The following is a 20,476-nucleotide window of genomic DNA, read 5'->3' as shown; positions in this document are numbered from 1 at the left end:
CCATATATTTAACCTGATAAAACAACATAAAATGGAATGCATTAGTGTTTTCGATATGCTCAAAATAGGTGTAGGCCCCTCCAGTTCCCACACCTTGGGCCCATGGCGTGCCGCAGAACGGTTTATTGGCGAACTATTGGAAAAAAAATTGTTCCATGACATTGCCCATATACAGGTGGACGTATATGGCTCCCTCTCCCTGACCGGAAAGGGCCACGCCACCGATCTGGCCATTATGTTGGGCCTTACAGGGGCCGACCCGGTCAATATTCCTATTGAAAATATAAGCGGGATCATAAGCGGGATCCGGGAGAGCAAAAAACTGCTGTTGAACAATGCCAAGGAGATTCCATTCGATCCCCAATTGGATATCCTGTTCAAAAGGGAATTTTTGCCATTCCATGCCAACGGACTCACTTTTAACGCCAGCCTTGCCAACGGCAAATCCATTAGCGAAACCTACTATTCCATTGGAGGGGGATTTGTTGTTAAAGAGGAGCTTAAAAGGTCCAAAAGGAAAAGGCAAGTTTTTAAGGCCTTCCCCTTTCCCGTAGAAAAGGGGGCGGACCTCTTGGCCACTTGCAAAAAAGAAAACAAATCCGTTTCCGAATTGGTGCTGGAAAACGAGCGTTCCCTGCGTTCCGATACGGAAATAGACCGGGGCCTGCAACATATTTGGGATACCATGCTGGAGTGCATGTACATAGGATGCCATACCGAAGGGAGCCTGCCAGGCGGACTCAATGTGCGGAGAAGGGCTTATGATACCTATCAAAAACTAAAGGGCGACCTCCCCTATTCCACCCCCCAGCAATGGCTGACTACTATAAGAAAGACCGAAGTTAAGTTCCGTTCCATCCTTAAATGGGTGAGTTGTTTTGCCCTAAGCGTGAATGAGGTAAACGCTTCCCTGGGCAGAGTGGTCACCGCCCCTACCAATGGCAGTGCCGGGGTAATACCGGCCGTGCTCATGTACTATATGGTCATAGAGAACCACCAGGCCAGCTTTCAACATATTAAGCAATTCCTTCTTGTAGCGGGAGAAATTGGCAGCATCTTTAAAAAGGGGGCTACCATTTCAGCGGCCATGGGCGGCTGCCAGGCCGAAATCGGCGTGTCTTCCGCCATGGCCGCCGCAGCACTAACAGAGCTTATGGGCGGCAGCCCGGAACAGGTACTGATAGCAGCGGAAATTGCCATGGAACACCATCTGGGCCTTACCTGTGATCCAATAGGCGGATTGGTACAGATTCCGTGTATAGAACGCAATTGCATGGGAGCCATTAAGGCCATCAATGCGGCGGAACTGGCATTGGACTCGGACCCTGCCAATGCAAAAGTACCATTGGACAAAGTAGTCAATACCATGTGGGAAACGGCCAAGGATATGAATACCAAATACAAGGAAACCTCTGAAGGGGGGCTCGCCGTTGGCGTTTATCTCAGCGATTGTTGATGTATTACATAGTATTGGGTAGTGAGTATTTAGAAATTAGAATCTAGAATCTAGATTCTGGATCCTAGAAACTGGACCGTATTTTTTGTTCAAAGTTTCAGGTTCAAGGTTCAATGTCTGTGGAGTGTCCAAAGGGAGAAACCGAGGGTTCACGAATACCCGTAAAATAAAAATGTTATAAGCTAAATCGCACATGTAGCTCAGACCAAGTATGTGCGACTTCTCAATCGCCCGAAAAGGGCTTATGTCGAAGTGACGGCCGTGTCCGGACGGGGATCGAGATCTCTTACAGAAGCGGGCAGTGGGCAGGGAAAAAGTTCAAGGTTCAAAGTCCAAGGTTCAAGGTTGAGTCCAAGGTTTCTGGTTCAATGTGGCAAAATCATTTACTTTTTATTCCCCTTTGGAAAGGCTAGGCCATTTCTCAACAACAAATATCTTTACCTTCAATTACTGTTTTTTGATAGGTCCACGGCATGGTACATAGAGGCAAACGCTGCGGAAATCCATATAATGGAGAATATAATCCCGACAATAAAGCAGAGGAATCCGCCTATTGCTACGGGAATTGCAAGCAGGCCCATCCCAAAAAGCCGCCATCCGTGCCCTCTGGTCATTTCCCAGCTTTTTTCAACTGCGGCAACCGGCTCCATATCTTTATCCATTACCAGGTAGGAAACGAAAGCCAACCTACAGGCCAAAATAATTCCGGGTACTATTAGAAAAACAAAGCCCAAACCAATTATGGAAAAGGTAAGCAGATTAGCAAGGATGATATTGATATAGTTCTTTTTAAAGCCATCGAACATTTCACCGATTTCAAATTTTTGGTTGCGAACGGCACGCAGGTACATTAAGTCACCCCCATATTTGATTACTGAAAAGACCAACAACCAATAGGCGGCGGCCAAAATCTGTACAATGATCCTTCCAGGAGAATTCTCGGCATCGGAATCACTAATAATGGAGATCGGGGATTCTGCAATACCCACAATGATCATCACTAAAAATAAATACAAAAAATGTTTCCACATTTGTTGCCATCCATAACCATAACTTCCCGTAATGGTTGCTTCAGGTCTTCTTTCCGCTTTTATGATTTCCATGAGCTTTGATTTTAAATTCGGGTAAATGTAAGGGTGTCTTATTAAATTACATTCCAACTTAAGTAGTGAATTTAAAATCACTACTTAAGTAGGGGTTGGGATTACCTGCATTTTTATACTTTTAGCCTATAACAGAATTATTTTTGCTTAGTTTAACCTTCATAGTCGTATTTGTTTTTTGTGCCGCCATAGCATCGGCCAGTATTTTGGTGGCCCACCAGCTCATTACCACCTACAATACCGAATTTCATCGTAACTACTTTTATTTTTTGGCCACCTTTTATTCATTTGCCTTTTATGGCATTTGGGCACCGATCATTATGCGGGTCATCCTCTCTTCAATTGAGGTGGAGGTTACGACCGTGGAAAAGGTAACCCATTTTTCACCTGTACTTGGCGTCCCCTTCCTACTTATTTCCTGGTATATGTTAATTAAAATGGGTTTTTCCGTAGTTGCTGTAGAGTCAAAGAACAAAGCTTTTCGGATCTATCTTATTTTTTTGGCATCTGTCATCGCTATCGCATCCGGAATTTACTTTTCAACTAATACCGTTCCTTCGTTAATTACAGCACATCCCATGTATGCGGAAATGGTAATATTCATTGGTTTGGAACTGGGATATACGCTCCTATTTGTTGGTATTGCCCGGCACTATTCCAAAAAACAAAAACCAGCTACTAAAAAAATGGTCCTCCAATTTATAATTTTGATGTTTGGGAGCCTTGTATTGCGACTATTGGTATTGGCCTTTGCCTTTTCCAGTCCATGGCTGATTGCCCTATTGATATTGGTGTACTTTATGTCGAGTTTTGTCCCTGTATTTTATCTGAAACTCCGTTCCCATTTGATATTTGCACCTTTGCATTCCGAAAACCCGAATCAAGGAAAAAAGGAATTCATTTATAGCAAGTATGACATCTCCAAGCGGGAAAAAGAGATTATTGAGCAGATCTGCCTGGGCAAGACCAACCAACAAATAGCGGACGAACTGTTTATTAGCCTACAGACGGTAAAGGACCATACCCATAGGATTTATACCAAAATCGGTATAAATAGTCGAATGAAGCTGGTACGCTTGGTGAACGGGTAGGATTGCGGTTTTTCAATCTCTCTCAATTTTTATCTTTATTTTGAAAATTATTACATGGGGTCGTTTATTTGAACAATGGCAACGACTTCCTGTGTGGCCCTCCCCTCAAATTTGATGTACCTCGGCTTGGAGCAGGTCGGTATCCAGCACCAAATAGGTGGCGGGGATATCCATCAGCCCTCCCCCATGATAGCCCATAATGGCCCCTGGATTGATCAGTAGGGTGTCACCCACCATTTCATCGTTCACCATGGTATGGTTATGTCCATAGCACACTATATGGAACCCTCCATTCTCCGCAATGGCCCTCGCTTTATCCGGGTAATGGTTCATGGCCACTGTACGCCCACCCAAGACACTTTTAAAATATTCCCCATGAATGTGGATATTCGAATACTTTTTTGAGTTTGCCATGATGGCCGCAACATCCCCATCGTTGTTGCCAAGTACCATATGGATAGGTCCGGAATACCCCCGCCCCAATAAATGGATGACAAAGGGCGAACAAAGGTCCCCACAGAACAGCATCGCTTCCGTAGCCTGTAGCTCGGGCCTGGCCAAGGCTTTTTGCAGGTTCCAAATGTTGTCATGGATATCGGACATTAGGGCGATTTTCATTTGAAGTATCTTTTTATATCGTTACTGTTCCAGTTGCAGCAAGTCGGTTATTTTTTGACCATCGTTTATATTAACTCTTGCTTATGATGTAGAATTCTCAAAATATAAAGGGCATCATTTTGGACTACGAAATGAATAGCATATTTAAAACTATCAAAGTGGGACCTTCTAACATTGCGATAGTAAATCTGATAGAGGAAAGGATTGGCTTTTAAATACGTTAGCTGTTTTATAAAATCATCATCAAAAAGCCTTTCCATACCGGAAATACGGTAATGACATTTGGCTGTTAAAATATCCTTCTCCGCATCTTTTGAAACCTTAACTGGATATTCCATTTCGGCTCATTACTTCTTCAATGGTTGAAAACTCAATTTCATCTTTATCAAACTTATTTAAAAGGCCATCCATCATATCCATGTACTCCTTTGACGGCACTTCTAGTTTTTTGGCCTGTTCTATAGCCAAAAACTCAAGATAGTTCTTGAGACTGCGATTTTGCCTTTTTGCTTCGGCCTCCAATGCCAAAATGACCTTTTCGTCCAAATGTAATTCCTTACGTATCATAATCGAATATTAATTATACGTACAATATACGTAATATTACCGAAATAATTACCAATCAATCCCATATGTAAACATTACCAACCATGCATTTATAATTTTTGTCGGTTTCAGGCCATAATTTCCCAAAATAGTATCCTCATCAAGGGCCTAAAATTTATAGCAGAAACGACCTCTGTTTCAGCATTTATAATAACAATAAATACTATATATAAATCAGGAAAAGTATCAGGTTCGTCCTACCGCCCCCTATCCTCCCATTTAGAAAAACTTGAGCAATCGTACACATTTTGGCAAATGTCTTACCGGCATTTTGTCCAAATTTTCCCATAAAATTCCATCATCCAACAAATAAATATAGAAGAATTTAATAGAATTAAACCTAATTCCACCCGATTCATTAAAAATTAGGCTTTGTTTTTCTTAACAACTCTGTTTAGTCTAATAACGAAAATATAATAGGTCAGGAAAATAAAAACAATCCAACCAAAACTGATTGTAATTAATGCCTCAACAGAGGCCTTATAGCGATTTATTAAGCTCATATACATAAACAATAGCATAATTCCGTAAACTGCCCAGTTTATATATTTCCATACTCCTAAGGGTCGTTTAATCTTTTTTTGTTTCAGGTTCTTGCGTTTCATTGTAATCCAAATTCCGGACAATACCAAGGAGGAAATTCCCAACCCTAGAACAAACCAGATTATTTTAGTAGGTATTCCTCCCCAATATCCAAAATGAAGCGGGTCGGCAATATCGTTTAACCACATAGTTGTACTAATTTGGTCGGCTTTTTGAGAAGAGATAACCTCATAAGATCTTGGATCCAAATGCACCCTATTGGCCCTTTGGCGTACTAACGGAACATTACTTTTACCTACTAACCCAAGTATATCCGTTTGCTTATATGGAATGTATAAATTGCCCACATGAAGTCCAGGGATCTCTTTTTCGGCTATGGCAATCGCCTTATCATAATCAATGTTATAACTTAAATTATTATCTGCTACATTATTTTGAGTGAGGTCGGTTATTTCCAATTGGGGCATCTTTGGGTTTACTTCGCCGCCAATTCCACCTACATTGGCCCGCTCTATAAAATACCAAATTCCAGTAATAGAAAATAACAAAGTAAAAGGGACAGACCAAAGTCCGACCAATCGATGAAAACTTCGGAAAAAAACGAGCGGACCTTTTCCCGTTTTCAATTCAAATAGTTTACGCCACCATTTTTTATAAAACAATAATGCGGTAACCAATGAAATGAACAGGAGGAATCCAAAGATCAAAACCAAAAAATTTCCAATCTGAAACGGAATGAACAGAAAATAATGCAGATCCCTAAAAAAGCGCTGAATAGTAATCGCGGATTCCCCTTGTATTTTTCCTGTATAGGGATTGGCAAATACATAGCTCAGTGCATCCCCTTCCATTTTATAGAGGATATCGCATAGATACGGTTCTTCAGAACGCATCCAATACTGAATTCGGGCATCTGGATATGCTTCCTTAAAATTGGCGGCAATGAGGTTGCGGGAAGCATATTCGTTTTGTGGACTTGCCCGCATATCCGGATTAAAAAGCCAATCCATTTCATGACTAAGCGTGGCCAAGGTTCCTGAAAAGCAAACAATAAAAAATAAGATGCTGAGCTTTACACCTATCCAACTATGGATCTTAAAAAATATTTTCTTATCCAATTTCATTTTAGAAGGTATACCCCACACTTAACAGATAATTTCTTGGCGTTCCAGGATATAAACGGGTATAACTATACCCTCCTACCCAATGGGTCTTGTCCGTGAGGTTATTGACCAAAAAGCGAATGCTAAATTTATCCACTTCATACGAAACCCCTGCATCCATAACCATATAAGAAGGCAGTTGAAGCGTTGGTTCCATAGTGTTGCGTTCCCCTACAAAATTGCTTCCCAAGGTAAGACCAATGCCTTTTAATTTCCCATAAAGAAAACTATATTTCCCAAAAATTCCTCCTTGATGCAATGGGGCGTTCTCTTTGCTAGTTCCTATTTCATCCAAAATATCACTTTCGGTAATCGTTGCCTCGTTATAGGCATAATTAGCGGTGATGCTCAAGTTGGGCAGAATACGTCCGTTAATGTCCAGTTCAATCCCTTTAGATTCCTCCTGTCCACGCTGACGGAGCAATTCGGGATTATTGGTATCATTGGCATTGATCAGAATGTTGTTGTTTTCTATATAATATATGGCAAGATTGGCCGCTAATTTATTGTTGAAAAATTCCCCCTTCGCTCCTGTTTCCAGCATAAAGGCATTTACTGGATCAAAAGGTCCGCCAGCTTGGGGGTTGTTTAAAGATGCCACACCTTGGGGCTGAAAACTTTCTGTATAGGTCCCATATAAGTTCATATTTGGAGTGGCCGAATAGACGAAGCCAATACGGGGAAGAAATTTATTTTGGGTGGTAATCTCTTCTTCGGGTTGGTCAAAATTGGAAACATCGTTATAATATTCCTGTCTTCCACCCAACAATAGCTGAAACTTGTTCCATTTAATTTGATCTTGGATATAGAAACCATAAGAGTAATATTTTGTAGGATCTGAAGGAGAATTGGTGAATATATAATCACTAAGTCTAGCAACATTATAGGTAGGGTTCTGTAAATCAAAATGCGGCACATTGGGTACAGGATTACCGTTTGCATCCCTAAGGAAATTGTCAAAATCTGCGGCACTGTTCGATGCACCACCACCCTCTAAAAGATATCCTCTTGCAAAAGACTGTGCATTACCAACAGGTTGCTTTTGTTCATTATAATCAAACCCAGCCACTATTTTATGTTCAAGATTTCCTGTTTTGGCCTTATAAACAAAATAGGTAGAAAGGTTATCGGCAATGGTCTGCCCTTGTCGCGTAATCACTTGCATTCCCATTAAAGTTGGGATAGGATTCCCATTGGCATCAATGGCAAATTGATTGGAGGTACGGTGTTCTTCCAGATCCTCATCAAAAAGATACTTGATATAAGAGGCATTAAAAGAAAGATTATCGGTGAATTCGTGATTTAAGGAAAGAGTGGAATACACAACATCGCTTTTATGAAAATCGCTGGTCTGTCCTATAGCAAAAGAAATAGGGGTAGCGTAAATATCTGTCCCGGCCGTAGCCCCAAAAATAGGTTGCCCACGATCCAATTTTCCATCAAAATTGGTGATGACCAGGTCAAAATTAATACGGGTCCTATCCGTAGGCAAGAATGAAATGGAAGGAGCAATCACATAGGACTTATATTCCTGAAGATCCCTGAAAGAATCCGAGTTTTCGTACGCTAAATTAAGTCGGTATAGCAAGGTTTCTTTTTCGTTTATGGGACCCGTGAAATCGGCAGTGGTCCTAAGGGTATTAAAACTTCCTAAAGTGAAATTAATTGCTTTCCGATCTTCTGCCAAGGGTTTTTTGGTAACCCTATTCATAATACCCCCAGGAATCGAATTCCCAAACATGGCCGATGCCGGTCCTTTTATAACTTCTACCCTTTCAATATTGGCCAGTAAGGGTTCAGGGCCAAATAACCCCACAACCCGAAGGCCATTGATATAGGTGTCACCAGAACGGAATCCACGGAAGGTGAAATCATCATAATAGGAATACATATTAACACCACTAATGTTTTTTATAACATCGTTTACCCGAAATGCCTGTTGATCTGCAAAGACTTCTTTGGTCACATAACTTACCGCCTGAGGGATGTCTTTAATGGCCGTAGCGGTCTTGGTTGCGGCAAACGTTAGATTGTTCTTATATGATTTTTCCCTTCTTCCTGTTATCTCAACCTCTTGCAATTGTTCACTGGCAGCAACTAGGACAACATCTAAGGTTGCACTCTCTTTATCGATAACTGTTATGGTTCGGCTCAGTGGAATAAAACCTATAAAAGTTACTTTTATCGTATGGGTTCCAGGTGAAAGGTTCTGAATAGTATAGTTTCCTTCGTAATCGGCAATGGTACCCTCGTTTTCGGCAACCATAATATTGGCGCCCATTAGCGGTGCCCCTTCTTGATCAAGTACCCTTCCTTTTAAAGTAGCTTGCGCAATCAATATGTTTTGAATAAGGAAAAAGAGAGTTAATGAGAAATAGAATTTTTTCATGGATAATTTTTTTAAGGTGCAATGATACGCATTTATTCTTATTTAGACCAAATATGAATAAAAGATATTATATGATTCATACAGACTTTAGATAAAAAACAATCTTAAGACCCTGAACGACATCCATAGACTGCACCAAAATCTGATGGGGCTATTAAATCGGGATCCAGGCAATCCATCAGGAAATTATAAGGTCTCCCTGAAGATAAGGGACAACAATGATCTTCTATTGAACATCGCCAGCCTTCTGGAAGTATGTGTATTTGCCCTGGACGGGAACGGAATGCTCTTGTTCCCAAACCATCAAAATGTAACCAAACACGACAGCGTTTGCAGGGTGCTGGAACTGGTCCTCAATATACTGCCCCACAGTCAAATGGATTTTATGGACTATGTGACCGAAAAGCTGAACGGTTTGGACCATACCAAAACAAAATCACCTAAAAATCAACACCTATGAACCCGAACGAAGAAAAACTGATCAATAGCCTAAAATATCAGGCGAAGGACCATCACCCTACCCTAAAGCCCCACCCCCTCTTTAACAATAAATATGAAGTAAGCTTCTTTTATGTGGACAACCACCTGGATCTCTTACTAACAGTACGTGTCATGCTCTACCTTGCCAAGAAGGTGATCGACCCGGAATTGTACGATGACATCAATGAACGATATGAAAAAGAGTATCTCCGCCAAATATTGACAATTGCCAACCGGTTAATGCCCCAGGGAGAGGAAGAACTTATGGACCATCTCAATCTTTATTATAGGGAGGAAAAATTGAGGGAAGGGTTACAATAACAATGGGAAAAGAATGTAATTTGAAGGGAGGTTAGCAATACAAATTAAATTACCAAAACGAATAAATAAAACGGCCAATGAAACTGAAGACCAGTAAATCAGTAAACCACTGCTTAAAACAACCGAAGATGTTGCGGATATCTATATCGCACTTGAGCCCAACATCTGAAGGCATTTGGCATATAACTTAAAAAAAGATGACCAAAGTGTCATATTTTTAGAGCTCTTGTAACTAAAGTAATATAGACAAAATATAAGAATGGTCAAAGAATTTGAAACCACTTTTCTAGAGGCATTGGAACAAAATGAGCAAAAGGTGCTGAGAATTTGTTACGCTTACTCTAAAGATGCTGAAGATACCAAAGACCTTTTCCAAGAAGTATTGATCCAAATATGGCAATCAATGCCCAATTTTAAGTCCAACTCCTCATTGTCCACCTGGATATTCCGTATCACCCTGAATGTTTGTGGCAGAGTTTGAACCCAACCACGTAATTCTTTATATATCAACCAGTTACAGTCTTAAAGAGACAACTGTTATCCGATTTGTTGACGATACTTCAATGAACTCAAAATAAATTGCTTTACTTTCTGACGGTGCAAATATAAACTTTGTTAAATATTAAAACAATCTATTTAACCGTAAGTTTTATAAGCGCACAATTATTAGACTAACCTTTCCTCCAAAGCATTCTTCCATTTATAGAACCCTTTTTTATCTTCGCTATAGTCATGGATTATCCTACTGAAATTTTCGCTTTTGGTTTCCAAAAATGATTGGCGCCCATTTTTACGTATCCAGTTCAATTTCCGGTTGATGCGTTCCAATTCTATTTTGAAAAAAGAATGTTCTTTCGAAAGATGCCAAACATAGGTCGCCTCTTTGGTGTCTAATGTTTCCAAAACAATGTAAAATTTTTGTTCTCCCTCTAAAAGGAAAACGAATGAAAATGGATTTAAAACAAACCTAATTTTCAGCTTTTTATTCTGATGCTGTTTTGCTAGATACAATAACTGCTTATGGTGGACATACTTGCTGTTTTTCAATAGGCTTTCCAGTAAATTTTCTTCAGAACCAAAGAAAGAACCTATTGTTTTAGGAGCTTCTTCAATATCCTCTTTATTTACAAACTTTCCACTCCTAATAAACTTTTGTTCAATAAACTGAAATTTTACACTATCCACTATTTCTTTATTGATATGGTCAATATCTTCCGAAGTGGCCAGTTGTGAAACAACTACATCATTTTCAAATCCAACATGTATACGAACTTTAACGGATTTTGAATTTAGAACTTTGGAAAAGTAAGGCTTTAACACCTCGAATTCTGGCTGTACTTCTTCATTCTCGATTTCAAATTTAAGTGAAACACCATTTGATAGTTTATACGAAAAACAGACCATCCCGTAATGAAAATCCAAATCATGGATTGCGATTTTGATAATCTTATCGATGTCACTTAGAGGCATTCTGTTTTCAATGGTTTCCTGTAAATCCTCAAATAAGGTAGCTTGTCGGTCTAGATTTCGGTAGTAAGTGTTCCGTTTTAAAAAGAGCCTGTTCAAATATGGGATTTGTTTATCTCGATAATCATAAATAATAGGTGTTAATTCAGAACGTTGTACCCTTCCTATATATTGGATTAGTTTGCCCTTAAAGGCAAACGGATAGACCAAAAATAAGCAGGATATACTTTGAATATCCACTCCTTCACCAAAAAATTGCCCAGTAGTGATAATAGTTTGATAGTTGTCCTGCTCGATGCTTTTCCATTTCATGGCACGTGAATTTACATTGTCATCACCGGAAATCGGAACAACTTCGTATTGATTTTTCAGATACTGATGCAGCGTTTGGATGTGTTCCTTTCGCTCTGTGATTATTACTACTTTTCTACCTTTGTTCAGTTCATCTTGAACATCGCTTAAAATCAGTTTATTCCTTTCGGAATCGTGGACCAATATTTTGGAAAGGGTTTCAAAATTGTCAGTTTTTGAGTTAAAGGGAACATTAAGGTTGGTTTCCCGAATTACAACCCGTGCTTTTTTGTAATGTTCAATTTCTTGGGGCTTGATTTCAGAAATGATATTTCCCAAATAGACGAAAAATAGTTTTTCATCATTGTTTTTCCGAAAAGGGGTAGCCGTTAACCCATATTGATAATAAGGAGAAAGTTTATGGATAACCTTCCGAAAGGATTTAGCTGGAATATGATGGCATTCGTCAATGATAATGGTGCCAAAAGCAGATGCCAATTTTCCCATATCATTTTCATTGGATAATTTCTTTGCCAAAGTTTGAATCAATGCCACTGTTATCTGCTTACCAATCTTCATCTTTCCTTGGCCTATTTTACCGATTTCTCTTTTTGGAATACCGAAGAATGTTTCAATTCTATCCGTCCATTGGTCGGCAATCTGTTTTCTATGGGTAAGGATTAATGCAGGTTGTTGTTTATGCTCAATAATTTTCAGCCCAATAATTGTTTTTCCCGAACCCGGAGGGGCTACAATGATTCCGAAATCTTTTTTTGTCGCTGTTTCTACTGGATGGAATTGATGTTTTAGCAATTGAATTGTAGATGAAAACCCAACTTTATTCAACTGTTTTCTTTGATCTATAAATTCATAATCAATATGTTGTTGCTTACAAAACCGAACCAAGTTTCCTATAAACCCTCTTGGAATTTCAATGGTGTTCTCGGTTTCATCGATAAGTTTGAAATACCGCTCCGTTTTCCAAGTACTTCTTCCAGTATTTTTTTTAATCGCATAATTGGCATTGAAAAAATTCAAATGTTCTTTTAGAAAATCGACTATTGGTGGGATTAAGCCTCTTCGATTGATTATAACACTGCTCTTCAAGATAATATGCAATCTTCCAGAACTGGAAATGCTGTTTTTGAAAAGAACTCTTGCTTCTTCTTTTTGATTGGATAATGCTTGTAAAACCTTATCCAAATGAATGGTCGAAACTTTTTTGATGGCTTTTAAAAATTGCCATTGATTTTGGATAGGTGAAAATGTTTCGAGATCGATAAAACAGGAATTTCCATATTGAAAAGCTGTTCCCTGAAGTGGAAGGGCAATCAAGTTTCCAAACCCTTTTCCCGATAGATAATCCTGATTTGGAAACAGTCTGTCAAAACTTGTGTTCTTATCAAATAGCGAAAAAATGCCCGCTTGCTCAAAAAGTTTCAATATAATCTTTCTGCTTTTTGTAGCCAGGTATGGTTGTTCAAAAAACACCCATACATGTCCGCCATTTCCGGAACGTGAACGTTCCAAATAAGCAGGAATTCCATTTTCCTTACAAATACCTATGGCTTTGACGGATTGCTCTTTCCAGTCTTTCTTGTCAAAATCGGCCACGATAAACCAAGAGGTGTTATCCTTTAAAAGCGGATAAACACCAATAAATTGCTCGCCTTTTATATGTTTTGATAATTGATGGCCATCTAATTTTAAATAGGTCTTGTCTTTATAATTACTGAATGTTCCTCCTTTCTGCTTGTGTAGGCGGTACATATAGGGGTCGTAATGATAGGCAGGCATGTAGCTACTTTTATTACCCTTTTCCCATCGCAAGGCAAATACATCGTCTCGTCCTTTGAACAAGAGTTTTAAGAGCTGTATTTGTTCTTGGAGTTTCATTCCAGTGTTTTGTAATTAGGACATCGACGGGAGCGTTTTATGCTTTCTATACGGTAACTTTAATCAAATGATTTCAAATAATATAATGTGGCTATTTTTTGTTCGGTAATTCCGCTGCATTTTTACCTTTCATTCTTTCGTTGACCAAATCTCCCAAGAATTTTGCAAACGGTTCGATGTTCTGTCTTACACTCGCTTCCTCCAATGCCTGCATATATTCATCCCGCTTTTCTACGGGAATTACGGTCCATGGATAGCCCCCGGAGGCCAGCATTGTATTCATCAGGAATCTGCCCATACGACCGTTGCCATCCATATACGGGTGGATAAAAACAAAGACAAAATGGCCCAGCACGGCGCGCACGGAAGCCTCGGACTCTTCCTCCAACAGTTCAAATAGTATGGGCATGGCATCGCGCATGGCTTCTACATTTAGGGGAACATGTTTGGAGTTTCCGATGTACACTTGGCTATTGCGGTAACCGGAAAGGTCGGAAGCCTTCAACAGGCCTGCCGTTACACTTGGGTCGAACAACTGCCTGTACCATGTGGCATGGTCTTTATCGACCTGTGTTCCTGCATTTGCTCCTTCCAATATGGCTTTGATGCTCCGCTTTACGGATTGGAAAGCCTGATAATAGCCCCGGGCTGCCATCGCATCCCGTTGTTTCCGGTCCCCTTCGTTTTCCTCGGTGTCCCATTCGCCGGAACTCACTTTTTGAATCAACTCAGGGGTCACCCGATAGCGCTCAATGGACAGGGAATGGTAGGCATCCGTTATGTATATATCGTCCACGTCCTTCATATAGGATTCATGGTCGGTCCGTATGCCGGGGGCTTGGGGAAAATTGGCCATTACAGCCCCACGCATCTGTAGCCATATCAGGCGTATGCGGTTGGCATAAGGAGAACGTTCCCTTGCCGACAATTTCAATTCCAATTTGGCATCAAAGGGATCTTCCTCCCGGATGTCATAATCGGCCTGTTTGAAGGTTTCCATAATCTGGTTGGCTATTCTGTTACGTTGGATGTTACGAAAAGCCCCGGCCAATCGACCAGCCAATGTGGTATGCCCGTTTTCCAATAGTATGGGCAATAATTCCGAAGCATCCCGTATCAACGACAGCGTGGTACGCGCATCAATGGCATTGCTTGTATACACCGACACCCCTGCATAAATGAGGGAGGCCTGTAAACTATACATGCGGATGCCTTCTTCTATTATGGTCTGTTCCGAAGTAGGTATATCGGTCTTCAAATTGAACAGGGAGGTGTTATAGGGTAACGGAGTAGGCTTATTATTGCCCTTGGGCGACCGTATATGCAATTGCTGCGGCACCGACCGGTTCCCGGCATGGAGCAATAAGGATTGGTCTGCCGAAAGCGACCAATCGTCTCCATATTTTCGGTTAAGAAACCGTGCTATAAATTCCCAATATGAACTATACCACGCTGTGGTTTCACCATCTTTCCCATTGGGGTCTGTGGCAATATACCATCCTTTGGTGACTTCCTGTAAAAATCCATTTTTGACAAGCAATTGACGGTGTTTTACATTAGGAATATCATCGGTATGAATTCCTACTATACCCTGGTCCTGTAACCCTTTCAGAAAGCTAAGGGCTTCTGCGAATCGTTCTCTGGGGGTTGCCATGTTGTTGAATTTATTTTTTTAATCTTTGTTTTCGGGCTAAAATTAGTTTTTTATATCGTGTTAATCTTAGTAAAAACAAATGTACTGAAATTAGCAAATATAACCGTGTTAAAATTAGTAAATGCATGTTGATGTATTTTCGAAACACAAAACATAATGGCTCAACTTGGTCAATACGTCCCACTTCAAGTTTCTTCTTGAAACCATTGAGGAAACGTTTTCTCCAGTCGTTCTAACAGAGATGACCCATTGGTATTGAAACAGGTACAATAGTTCCCTTGCCATTAATGTTGATCAAATTTTTAAACGCATTCGGAACCAATTATCCAACAAAAAACATTCAAGTTTTAAGAACTAGTATTAATCTATCGTATCCTTATTTTACATCAATCTTTAACATTTAAACCCGAATCTTACCATAACTTACCTGCGCATGGATGCTGTCCGATTTTTGTAGTGTTCCTTTAGATTTGTTAATTTTACCTTTCATAGATACTCCATAGATACTCCATAGATACTCCATAGATACTCCATAGTTAGTCCATAGATACTCCATAGATACTCCATAGTTAGTCCATAGTTAGGATGTATATGAAAATAGGCTAGGTCCGCCCCTTTTTGACGGGGTAAAATAGCTCCGTTTCAAGGCACTTATTACCCTTCATGGACTGCAAAATACGCTCCGGGATCCTTTGCGGAAAACGAAGCCAAAATGCAGTGTCTTTATGAAGCTATTATCAGGGTTATTGTGCCTTATGTAACCATAAAGCAATGCTTAAATTTGAAAATCGACGGTGCAGCCTCTTAATTCCAAAACCTTTACGCATTGACCCTTACCTTTTTTCCTCCCGCCTCTCTCAACACAGACTTCGAAAATAGGCCGTTCCTTAATGCCGTGAACCTATGGTGCCGAAAAATCATTGACCGTTATTACATAGCACAATAAATGGTCTTAGAAGTTACTTATCCGGCCCATCTTCTTCCGTAGTGGAGATGCCATTGCCGTAAAGAATTATTGAAGCCTTGGAAATAATTTAGGCCATGGCATCGGTCCTTAAAATCCTGAGATTTTAGGGACCACCTAGTGAAGAAGGGTCTTTTCTTTTGTTTCGTTTTATTCATTGCCTGTCTATTTTGGAAAAAGGTATTCATGAACCTCCTGCGTCGGTTTCTTTGGACAAGCAAAGAAATCGAAGATTCATGAATACCTTGAAATAAAAAATAATGAACTAAATCGAAGATTCACGAAAACCGATAAAAAACCTGTCTGCCGAACAGGCAGGCAATAAAAACCAATTGAGTAAAATGAAAGAAAATAAGAAGAGGGGACTCATTTAGTTGTCCCTATGTTGTCCCCCTTAAAAAAAGAAAGGCCTCGCATTTCTGCGAAGCCTTTGCTACAAGTAGCTCCCCCTCTTGGGCTCGAACCAAGGAGAGTAACTTTTTGTAATCCAACTATTTGACAACTTGCCAACTTAATGGGCAACCGAATTGTATGCCTTTTCTACTAAATTTATTATTTTAAAATTGCTACTAATTTTTCTCTTTCTGTCCAAAATATGGCTTCCTGTCCTGTGTGTTCCTCAAGAATGAAAAGTTGTTTGGAAATTTGATTATACTCAAATCCATCAGCAGTATTATTAACCAACACAAGCTTATTATCTATATGATCTTTATATTTAGAAGAAGCCGCAATTTCGAAATTCATATTAGTTCTTGCTATACAATTTCTAAAATTGGAAGGATTTGAACCTGTTACAAAACTCACAAGGCTTAATCTATTCCTTCTTTCGATCAATGCGCTAAACCTGACTGAACGATATTCATCCCTATCTAGACTAGCTTGAAAAATGGGATTATATTCCTTAAGGTTTGAACCTATATAAGTATTTGCCTTAGTCCTAAACGTATTTCTTTCCTCTATTTCTTTTGCATCTTCAAATTGAACTGTTGCAGCAGATGCACACATAGAAACAAACTGAGCCATTTCATAAACCATGTTGGGGATTAAGTTCGCCTTTGTAGTTGTTTTATAATAATGTTTAATGCCTTGTTTATCCTCTGTTCTTTTAACTTCATAATAAGCTTCAAAATGATAAAGAATCTTTAACAGGCATTGATTTTCATAATCAATCTCAGATTCGTAAGCCTCAGAATTCAATAGACCACCATCAGAAACAATATATTTTCCACCACGCTCCGTTACATAAATTGAAACAAACTTACTCGTAGTTGTTGAATAGGGTGTACTTATTTCTATGGTATCTTTTCCTCTCAGCTTAAAGGACCATAACTGGTCAAAGCTTTCTCGGACATTAATTGCTATTTTTTCTAGATTATTCATATTGTACACCTTCTGTAGGGTTATCTTTATGACTATCGAAATCTAATTCAGTAGGAGGTGTTTGAATTATTTCAACATAATATTCATTTTTGTAATATGTCCTAGACTCATCACAGTAATGTGCCATACACAGACTTATATCATTGAGTAAAGCATCACATTCCGTGGCTTTCTCTAGTGGGGCAGTTTTATATGCAATGTTTCTACCATCGGAATCAAATTTATGGAAATGGGGCGTTTCTACTTTTTGATTTGGAAGTTCTACATCTGGAACTCTATTGTAATGTGCTACACCGTCGGAGTCAAATCTAAAAAATGGAATTCCAGTGTATTCTGGAGCTCTTAATTTGAATTTAAAATCTTTTTTGTTTTCTATTCTGGACTCTATAATTAATTCTAGCTTTTCAGGAACAGATACATGTTCAACATTTACTTTTTTAACTCTTGTATTTTGATGGTTTCCCTTTAGTTCATCAAGTGTTATTGTTTGAATAGAAGTATTCTTAATCTCACCAATTAATTCTTCATACCTTTTGTAATTTTCCCGAATTTCTTTAACTGGTTTTTCCATAAATTAGTGTTTACAAATCTTTATTAATAATATCCTATATCCCTGCAACTACATTAATTCACTACTAAAAATTTCAAAAAGAATTCATCTTTCATTTTTCAACCGGCCGCACCACCATACAAATAACTTTGAAATCCTATAAACGATTCTCTAATGGTTTTAATAGCCCCTAACTCACGTTTTGCATCGGCAATAGCCTTGTATTTCAATTCCAGTAAATCGGGCAGTTTAGCATCGTCGAGTTCGTCCACACCTTCTTTTACATACTGATCCAATACAAAATTTAGGAAATCCTGCTGCTTGGGATTGTAATCTCCTAATTGAACCTTTGCCTTCTCTGCCCTTTCTAAACGCGGAACCAAGTCCTTATGATAGGCCACATAGTTTAAAACATCAAAGAGGTCACTATTTTCGCCATGAACCAAATTACGTAGATCTTCCAATTGCGAATTGGTATAGCCCTTTTCATTCAGCTCTTCCAACAACTTCTTTCTTGTAGTGGGCAAGCTCCAAATCCTTCTCAGTTCTTCTTCATTTTTAAAGAATGAGGGCAAGTCCCCGAACAGTTGTTCTATAAACTCTTTGGCTGAAATAGGCATGCCTGAAGGGCTCCAGAAAGAAGTTTTAACCATGGAATCTATTTCACGAACCTTAGTGTCAGACAACCTTATCTTTATCATTTTCTTAGTAGGGACATCACAAACACAAGGGTCATTTTTACAGACCTCACAGATTGGGGGTGGTTCATTAACGCAAGCACATGGTTTTGGTTGTCCACATACTTTACAGTCACCTTTACCTCGTTTGCCTTTTTCATAAGGTTCTGGTTCCAATGGCTCACCATCCCATTCAGGGTCTTTAAAATGGTCGTGAGCATTTACAAAATCGAATACTGTGAAATATTCCTTTCCATCAAATAAACGAGTGCCTCTACCCACAATCTGCTTAAACTCCACCATAGACTTTACAGGCCTTAGCAATACTATATTTCTAATCTCTGGTGCATCTACCCCCGTACTCAACTTCCTGGAAGTGGTCAAAATGGTAGGGATATTTTTTTCATTATCCTGAAAATCCCTTAAATGCTTTTCCCCTACCTTGTTATCATCCGCAGTTACCCTATGACAGTAATTGGTATTTTTGCTCTTCGAATATTGATTGATCAGATCCCTAATGGCAGCAGCATGCACTTGGGTGGCACAGAACACCAAGGTCTTCTGGTTCTGGTTAATAATATCCATAAATATCTTTACCCTATATTCCTCACGGGCCTTGATTTCTATAATTCGATTAAAGTCAGCTTCCGTATATTTTTTGTTGGTTTCAATCTCACCTGTTTCTACATCATCATCCCCAGTATATTCATATTCGTCTATGGTAGTACTAATTTCTTTCACCTTGAAAGGGGTCAAAAAACCATCGTTGATACCTTCTTTTAGGGAATAGATATATACTGGATCACCAAAATACTTATAAGTGTCACCGTTAACGTCTCGTCTTGGTGTGGCTGTAAGCCCCAATTGGACAGCTGGACTAAAATATTCCATAATAGCGCGCCATGTACTTTCATCATTGGCACCTCCACGGTGGCACTCATCTATAATAATAAAGTCAAAAAAGTCTTTAGGGTATTCGCCAAAGTTCGGTGTTTCATATGGTCCAGACATGAAGGTCTGAAAAATGGTAAAGAAGATATTACCATTCTGGGGTACTTTACCACGTTTTCTTATTTCATCTGGCGCAATGCGCACTAAGGCATCTTCTTCAAAGGCATTGAATGAGTTAAATGCTTGGTCTGCCAAAATATTTCTATCCGCTAAAAACAATATTCTAGGACTTCGTTGTCCATCACGTCTTAAATTCCATTTAGCATTGAATAACTTCCAAGCTATTTGAAACGCAATTGCTGTTTTTCCTGTTCCCGTAGCAAGAGTAAGTAAGATTCTGTCCTTTTTATCTGCAACGGCCTCTAATACCTTTGTAATGGCGTTATTTTGATAGTAGCGCGGTTGCCATGTGCCACCCCTATCTTCATACAGAACAGAAAACAAACGCTCTTTCCAATCTGCTATTTCCACCTTATACTCCTCCTTAGGTGTTGGAAAGGTCATCTCCCAAAGTTCATCTGGTGAAGGATACTTACTCACATCACCTTCAGTTCCTTCATCCATGTCCACACCATATATTTGAAGTCCATTGGTAGCATAGGAATATCTAATATTCAGCCGCTCAGCATAATCCTTAGCTTGCCCAACGCCTGTCGTATAGTACTGGTCTCGTTTTTTGGCCTCAATGACGGCGAGGTTTCTATTCTTATATATAAGTACATAATCTGCTCTTAGTTGAGAATAATTACGCACCCCAGGTTTTTCTTTATTGGTGATAGGAAATTGTTTGAATACCCGTGAACCCTCTACTGTTCCCCAGCCGGCTTTCCTAAGTGCAGGATCAATGTATTCAAATTCTGTTTGGGCTTCATTCAT

Annotated in this window: 16 protein-coding genes; 5 read left to right on the top strand and 11 right to left on the bottom strand. The window is 39.4% G+C overall.

Annotation, left to right across the window (positions count from 1 at the left end):
• The first annotated feature begins 31 nt into the window (after positions 1 to 31).
• Positions 32 to 1,456, top strand: coding sequence for an L-serine ammonia-lyase (locus tag D0S24_RS01070; RefSeq protein WP_117018014.1), 1,425 nt, complete (start codon positions 32 to 34; stop codon positions 1,454 to 1,456).
• A 443-nt stretch (positions 1,457 to 1,899) separates the two neighbouring features.
• Here D0S24_RS01070 and D0S24_RS01065 read toward each other — a convergent pair whose 3' ends face one another.
• Positions 1,900 to 2,559, bottom strand: coding sequence for a DUF975 family protein (locus tag D0S24_RS01065; protein WP_117018013.1), 660 nt, complete (start codon positions 2,557 to 2,559; stop codon positions 1,900 to 1,902).
• A gap of 143 nt (positions 2,560 to 2,702) precedes the next feature.
• Between D0S24_RS01065 and D0S24_RS01060 the strand changes: the two genes are divergently transcribed.
• On the top strand, positions 2,703 to 3,650 hold the full coding sequence (locus D0S24_RS01060) for a helix-turn-helix transcriptional regulator (protein ID WP_117018012.1): 948 nt from the start codon (positions 2,703 to 2,705) through the stop codon (positions 3,648 to 3,650).
• A gap of 105 nt (positions 3,651 to 3,755) precedes the next feature.
• On the opposite strand, the gene D0S24_RS01055 is transcribed toward D0S24_RS01060, so the two are convergent.
• The 5 genes from D0S24_RS01055 to D0S24_RS01035 all read right to left on the bottom strand — a co-directional run bounded on the left by D0S24_RS01055 (position 3,756) and on the right by D0S24_RS01035 (position 8,969).
• On the bottom strand, positions 3,756 to 4,268 hold the full coding sequence (locus D0S24_RS01055; protein ID WP_117018011.1) for a YfcE family phosphodiesterase: 513 nt from the start codon (positions 4,266 to 4,268) through the stop codon (positions 3,756 to 3,758).
• Positions 4,269 to 4,333: 65 nt separating this feature from the next.
• The gene (locus D0S24_RS01050; RefSeq protein ID WP_117018010.1) at positions 4,334 to 4,606 is read right to left on the bottom strand and encodes a type II toxin-antitoxin system RelE/ParE family toxin; all 273 of its coding nucleotides are present in this window, start codon (positions 4,604 to 4,606) and stop codon (positions 4,334 to 4,336) included.
• A complete protein-coding gene (locus D0S24_RS01045; RefSeq protein WP_117018009.1) occupies positions 4,590 to 4,835 on the bottom strand; it encodes a hypothetical protein in 246 nt (81 codons plus the stop codon). The genes D0S24_RS01050 and D0S24_RS01045 overlap by 17 nt, the downstream gene beginning before the upstream one ends.
• A 404-nt stretch (positions 4,836 to 5,239) precedes the next feature.
• Positions 5,240 to 6,541, bottom strand: coding sequence for a PepSY domain-containing protein (locus D0S24_RS01040; RefSeq protein ID WP_117018008.1), 1,302 nt, complete (start codon positions 6,539 to 6,541; stop codon positions 5,240 to 5,242).
• A 1-nt stretch (position 6,542) separates the two neighbouring features.
• On the bottom strand, positions 6,543 to 8,969 hold the full coding sequence (locus D0S24_RS01035; protein WP_117018007.1) for a TonB-dependent receptor: 2,427 nt from the start codon (positions 8,967 to 8,969) through the stop codon (positions 6,543 to 6,545).
• Positions 8,970 to 9,114: 145 nt separating this feature from the next.
• On the opposite strand from D0S24_RS01035, the gene D0S24_RS01030 reads away from it, so the two are divergent.
• From D0S24_RS01030 to D0S24_RS01020, 3 genes are all read left to right on the top strand, one after another.
• Complete coding sequence (locus tag D0S24_RS01030; RefSeq protein ID WP_117018006.1) at positions 9,115 to 9,429, top strand: hypothetical protein; 315 nt, start codon at positions 9,115 to 9,117, stop codon at positions 9,427 to 9,429.
• Positions 9,426 to 9,770, top strand: coding sequence for a hypothetical protein (locus D0S24_RS01025; RefSeq protein WP_117018005.1), 345 nt, complete (start codon positions 9,426 to 9,428; stop codon positions 9,768 to 9,770). Before D0S24_RS01030 ends, D0S24_RS01025 begins: the two co-directional genes overlap by 4 nt.
• 259 nt (positions 9,771 to 10,029) lie before the next feature.
• A complete protein-coding gene (locus tag D0S24_RS01020; protein WP_117018004.1) occupies positions 10,030 to 10,251 on the top strand; it encodes an RNA polymerase sigma factor in 222 nt (73 codons plus the stop codon).
• Positions 10,252 to 10,436: 185 nt separating this feature from the next.
• Here the strand turns inward: D0S24_RS01020 and D0S24_RS01015 are convergent, their stop codons facing one another.
• The 5 genes from D0S24_RS01015 to hsdR all read right to left on the bottom strand — a co-directional run bounded on the left by D0S24_RS01015 (position 10,437) and on the right by hsdR (position 20,476).
• Positions 10,437 to 13,424: a DEAD/DEAH box helicase gene (locus D0S24_RS01015; protein WP_220377709.1), complete on the bottom strand. Its 2,988-nt coding sequence runs from the start codon at positions 13,422 to 13,424 to the stop codon at positions 10,437 to 10,439.
• 91 nt (positions 13,425 to 13,515) lie between these two features.
• Positions 13,516 to 15,078 carry a Fic family protein gene (locus D0S24_RS01010; protein WP_117018003.1) on the bottom strand — a complete coding sequence of 521 codons (1,563 nt, stop codon included), beginning with the start codon at positions 15,076 to 15,078 and terminating at the stop codon, positions 13,516 to 13,518.
• A 1,516-nt stretch (positions 15,079 to 16,594) separates the two neighbouring features.
• The gene (locus tag D0S24_RS01005) at positions 16,595 to 17,422 is read right to left on the bottom strand and encodes a hypothetical protein (protein ID WP_147321412.1); all 828 of its coding nucleotides are present in this window, start codon (positions 17,420 to 17,422) and stop codon (positions 16,595 to 16,597) included.
• Entirely contained in the window at positions 17,415 to 17,993 is a 579-nt protein-coding gene (locus D0S24_RS01000) for a hypothetical protein (RefSeq protein WP_117018001.1), read from the bottom strand. The genes D0S24_RS01005 and D0S24_RS01000 overlap by 8 nt, the downstream gene beginning before the upstream one ends.
• A 98-nt stretch (positions 17,994 to 18,091) precedes the next feature.
• On the bottom strand, positions 18,092 to 20,476 hold the full coding sequence (gene hsdR, locus D0S24_RS00995; protein ID WP_117018000.1) for an EcoAI/FtnUII family type I restriction enzme subunit R: 2,385 nt from the start codon (positions 20,474 to 20,476) through the stop codon (positions 18,092 to 18,094).

This window comes from Arenibacter sp. P308M17, from assembly GCF_003426735.1.
Lineage (GTDB): Bacteria > Bacteroidota > Bacteroidia > Flavobacteriales > Flavobacteriaceae > Arenibacter.
The sequence above is the reverse complement of the archived record's forward strand: the minus strand, read 5'-3'. Positions and strand labels throughout refer to the sequence as shown.

What these genes read in the sequence shown, in the direction of transcription:
- D0S24_RS01070 (WP_117018014.1), top strand. Translation starts at nt 32, where the DNA reads ATGGAATGCATTAGTGTTTTCGATATGCTCAAAATAGGTGTAGGCCCC.
- D0S24_RS01065 (WP_117018013.1), bottom strand. Translation starts at nt 2,559, where the DNA reads ATGGAAATCATAAAAGCGGAAAGAAGACCTGAAGCAACCATTACGGGA.
- D0S24_RS01055 (WP_117018011.1), bottom strand. Translation starts at nt 4,268, where the DNA reads ATGAAAATCGCCCTAATGTCCGATATCCATGACAACATTTGGAACCTG.
- D0S24_RS01050 (WP_117018010.1), bottom strand. Translation starts at nt 4,606, where the DNA reads ATGGAATATCCAGTTAAGGTTTCAAAAGATGCGGAGAAGGATATTTTA.
- D0S24_RS01045 (WP_117018009.1), bottom strand. Translation starts at nt 4,835, where the DNA reads ATGATACGTAAGGAATTACATTTGGACGAAAAGGTCATTTTGGCATTG.
- D0S24_RS01040 (WP_117018008.1), bottom strand. Translation starts at nt 6,541, where the DNA reads ATGAAATTGGATAAGAAAATATTTTTTAAGATCCATAGTTGGATAGGT.
- D0S24_RS01035 (WP_117018007.1), bottom strand. Translation starts at nt 8,969, where the DNA reads ATGAAAAAATTCTATTTCTCATTAACTCTCTTTTTCCTTATTCAAAAC.
- D0S24_RS01030 (WP_117018006.1), top strand. Translation starts at nt 9,115, where the DNA reads ATGGGGCTATTAAATCGGGATCCAGGCAATCCATCAGGAAATTATAAG.
- D0S24_RS01025 (WP_117018005.1), top strand. Translation starts at nt 9,426, where the DNA reads ATGAACCCGAACGAAGAAAAACTGATCAATAGCCTAAAATATCAGGCG.
- D0S24_RS01020 (WP_117018004.1), top strand. Translation starts at nt 10,030, where the DNA reads ATGGTCAAAGAATTTGAAACCACTTTTCTAGAGGCATTGGAACAAAAT.
- D0S24_RS01015 (WP_220377709.1), bottom strand. Translation starts at nt 13,424, where the DNA reads ATGAAACTCCAAGAACAAATACAGCTCTTAAAACTCTTGTTCAAAGGA.
- D0S24_RS01010 (WP_117018003.1), bottom strand. Translation starts at nt 15,078, where the DNA reads ATGGCAACCCCCAGAGAACGATTCGCAGAAGCCCTTAGCTTTCTGAAA.
- D0S24_RS01005 (WP_147321412.1), bottom strand. Translation starts at nt 17,422, where the DNA reads ATGAATAATCTAGAAAAAATAGCAATTAATGTCCGAGAAAGCTTTGAC.
- D0S24_RS01000 (WP_117018001.1), bottom strand. Translation starts at nt 17,993, where the DNA reads ATGGAAAAACCAGTTAAAGAAATTCGGGAAAATTACAAAAGGTATGAA.
- hsdR (WP_117018000.1), bottom strand. Translation starts at nt 20,476, where the DNA reads ATGAATGAAGCCCAAACAGAATTTGAATACATTGATCCTGCACTTAGG.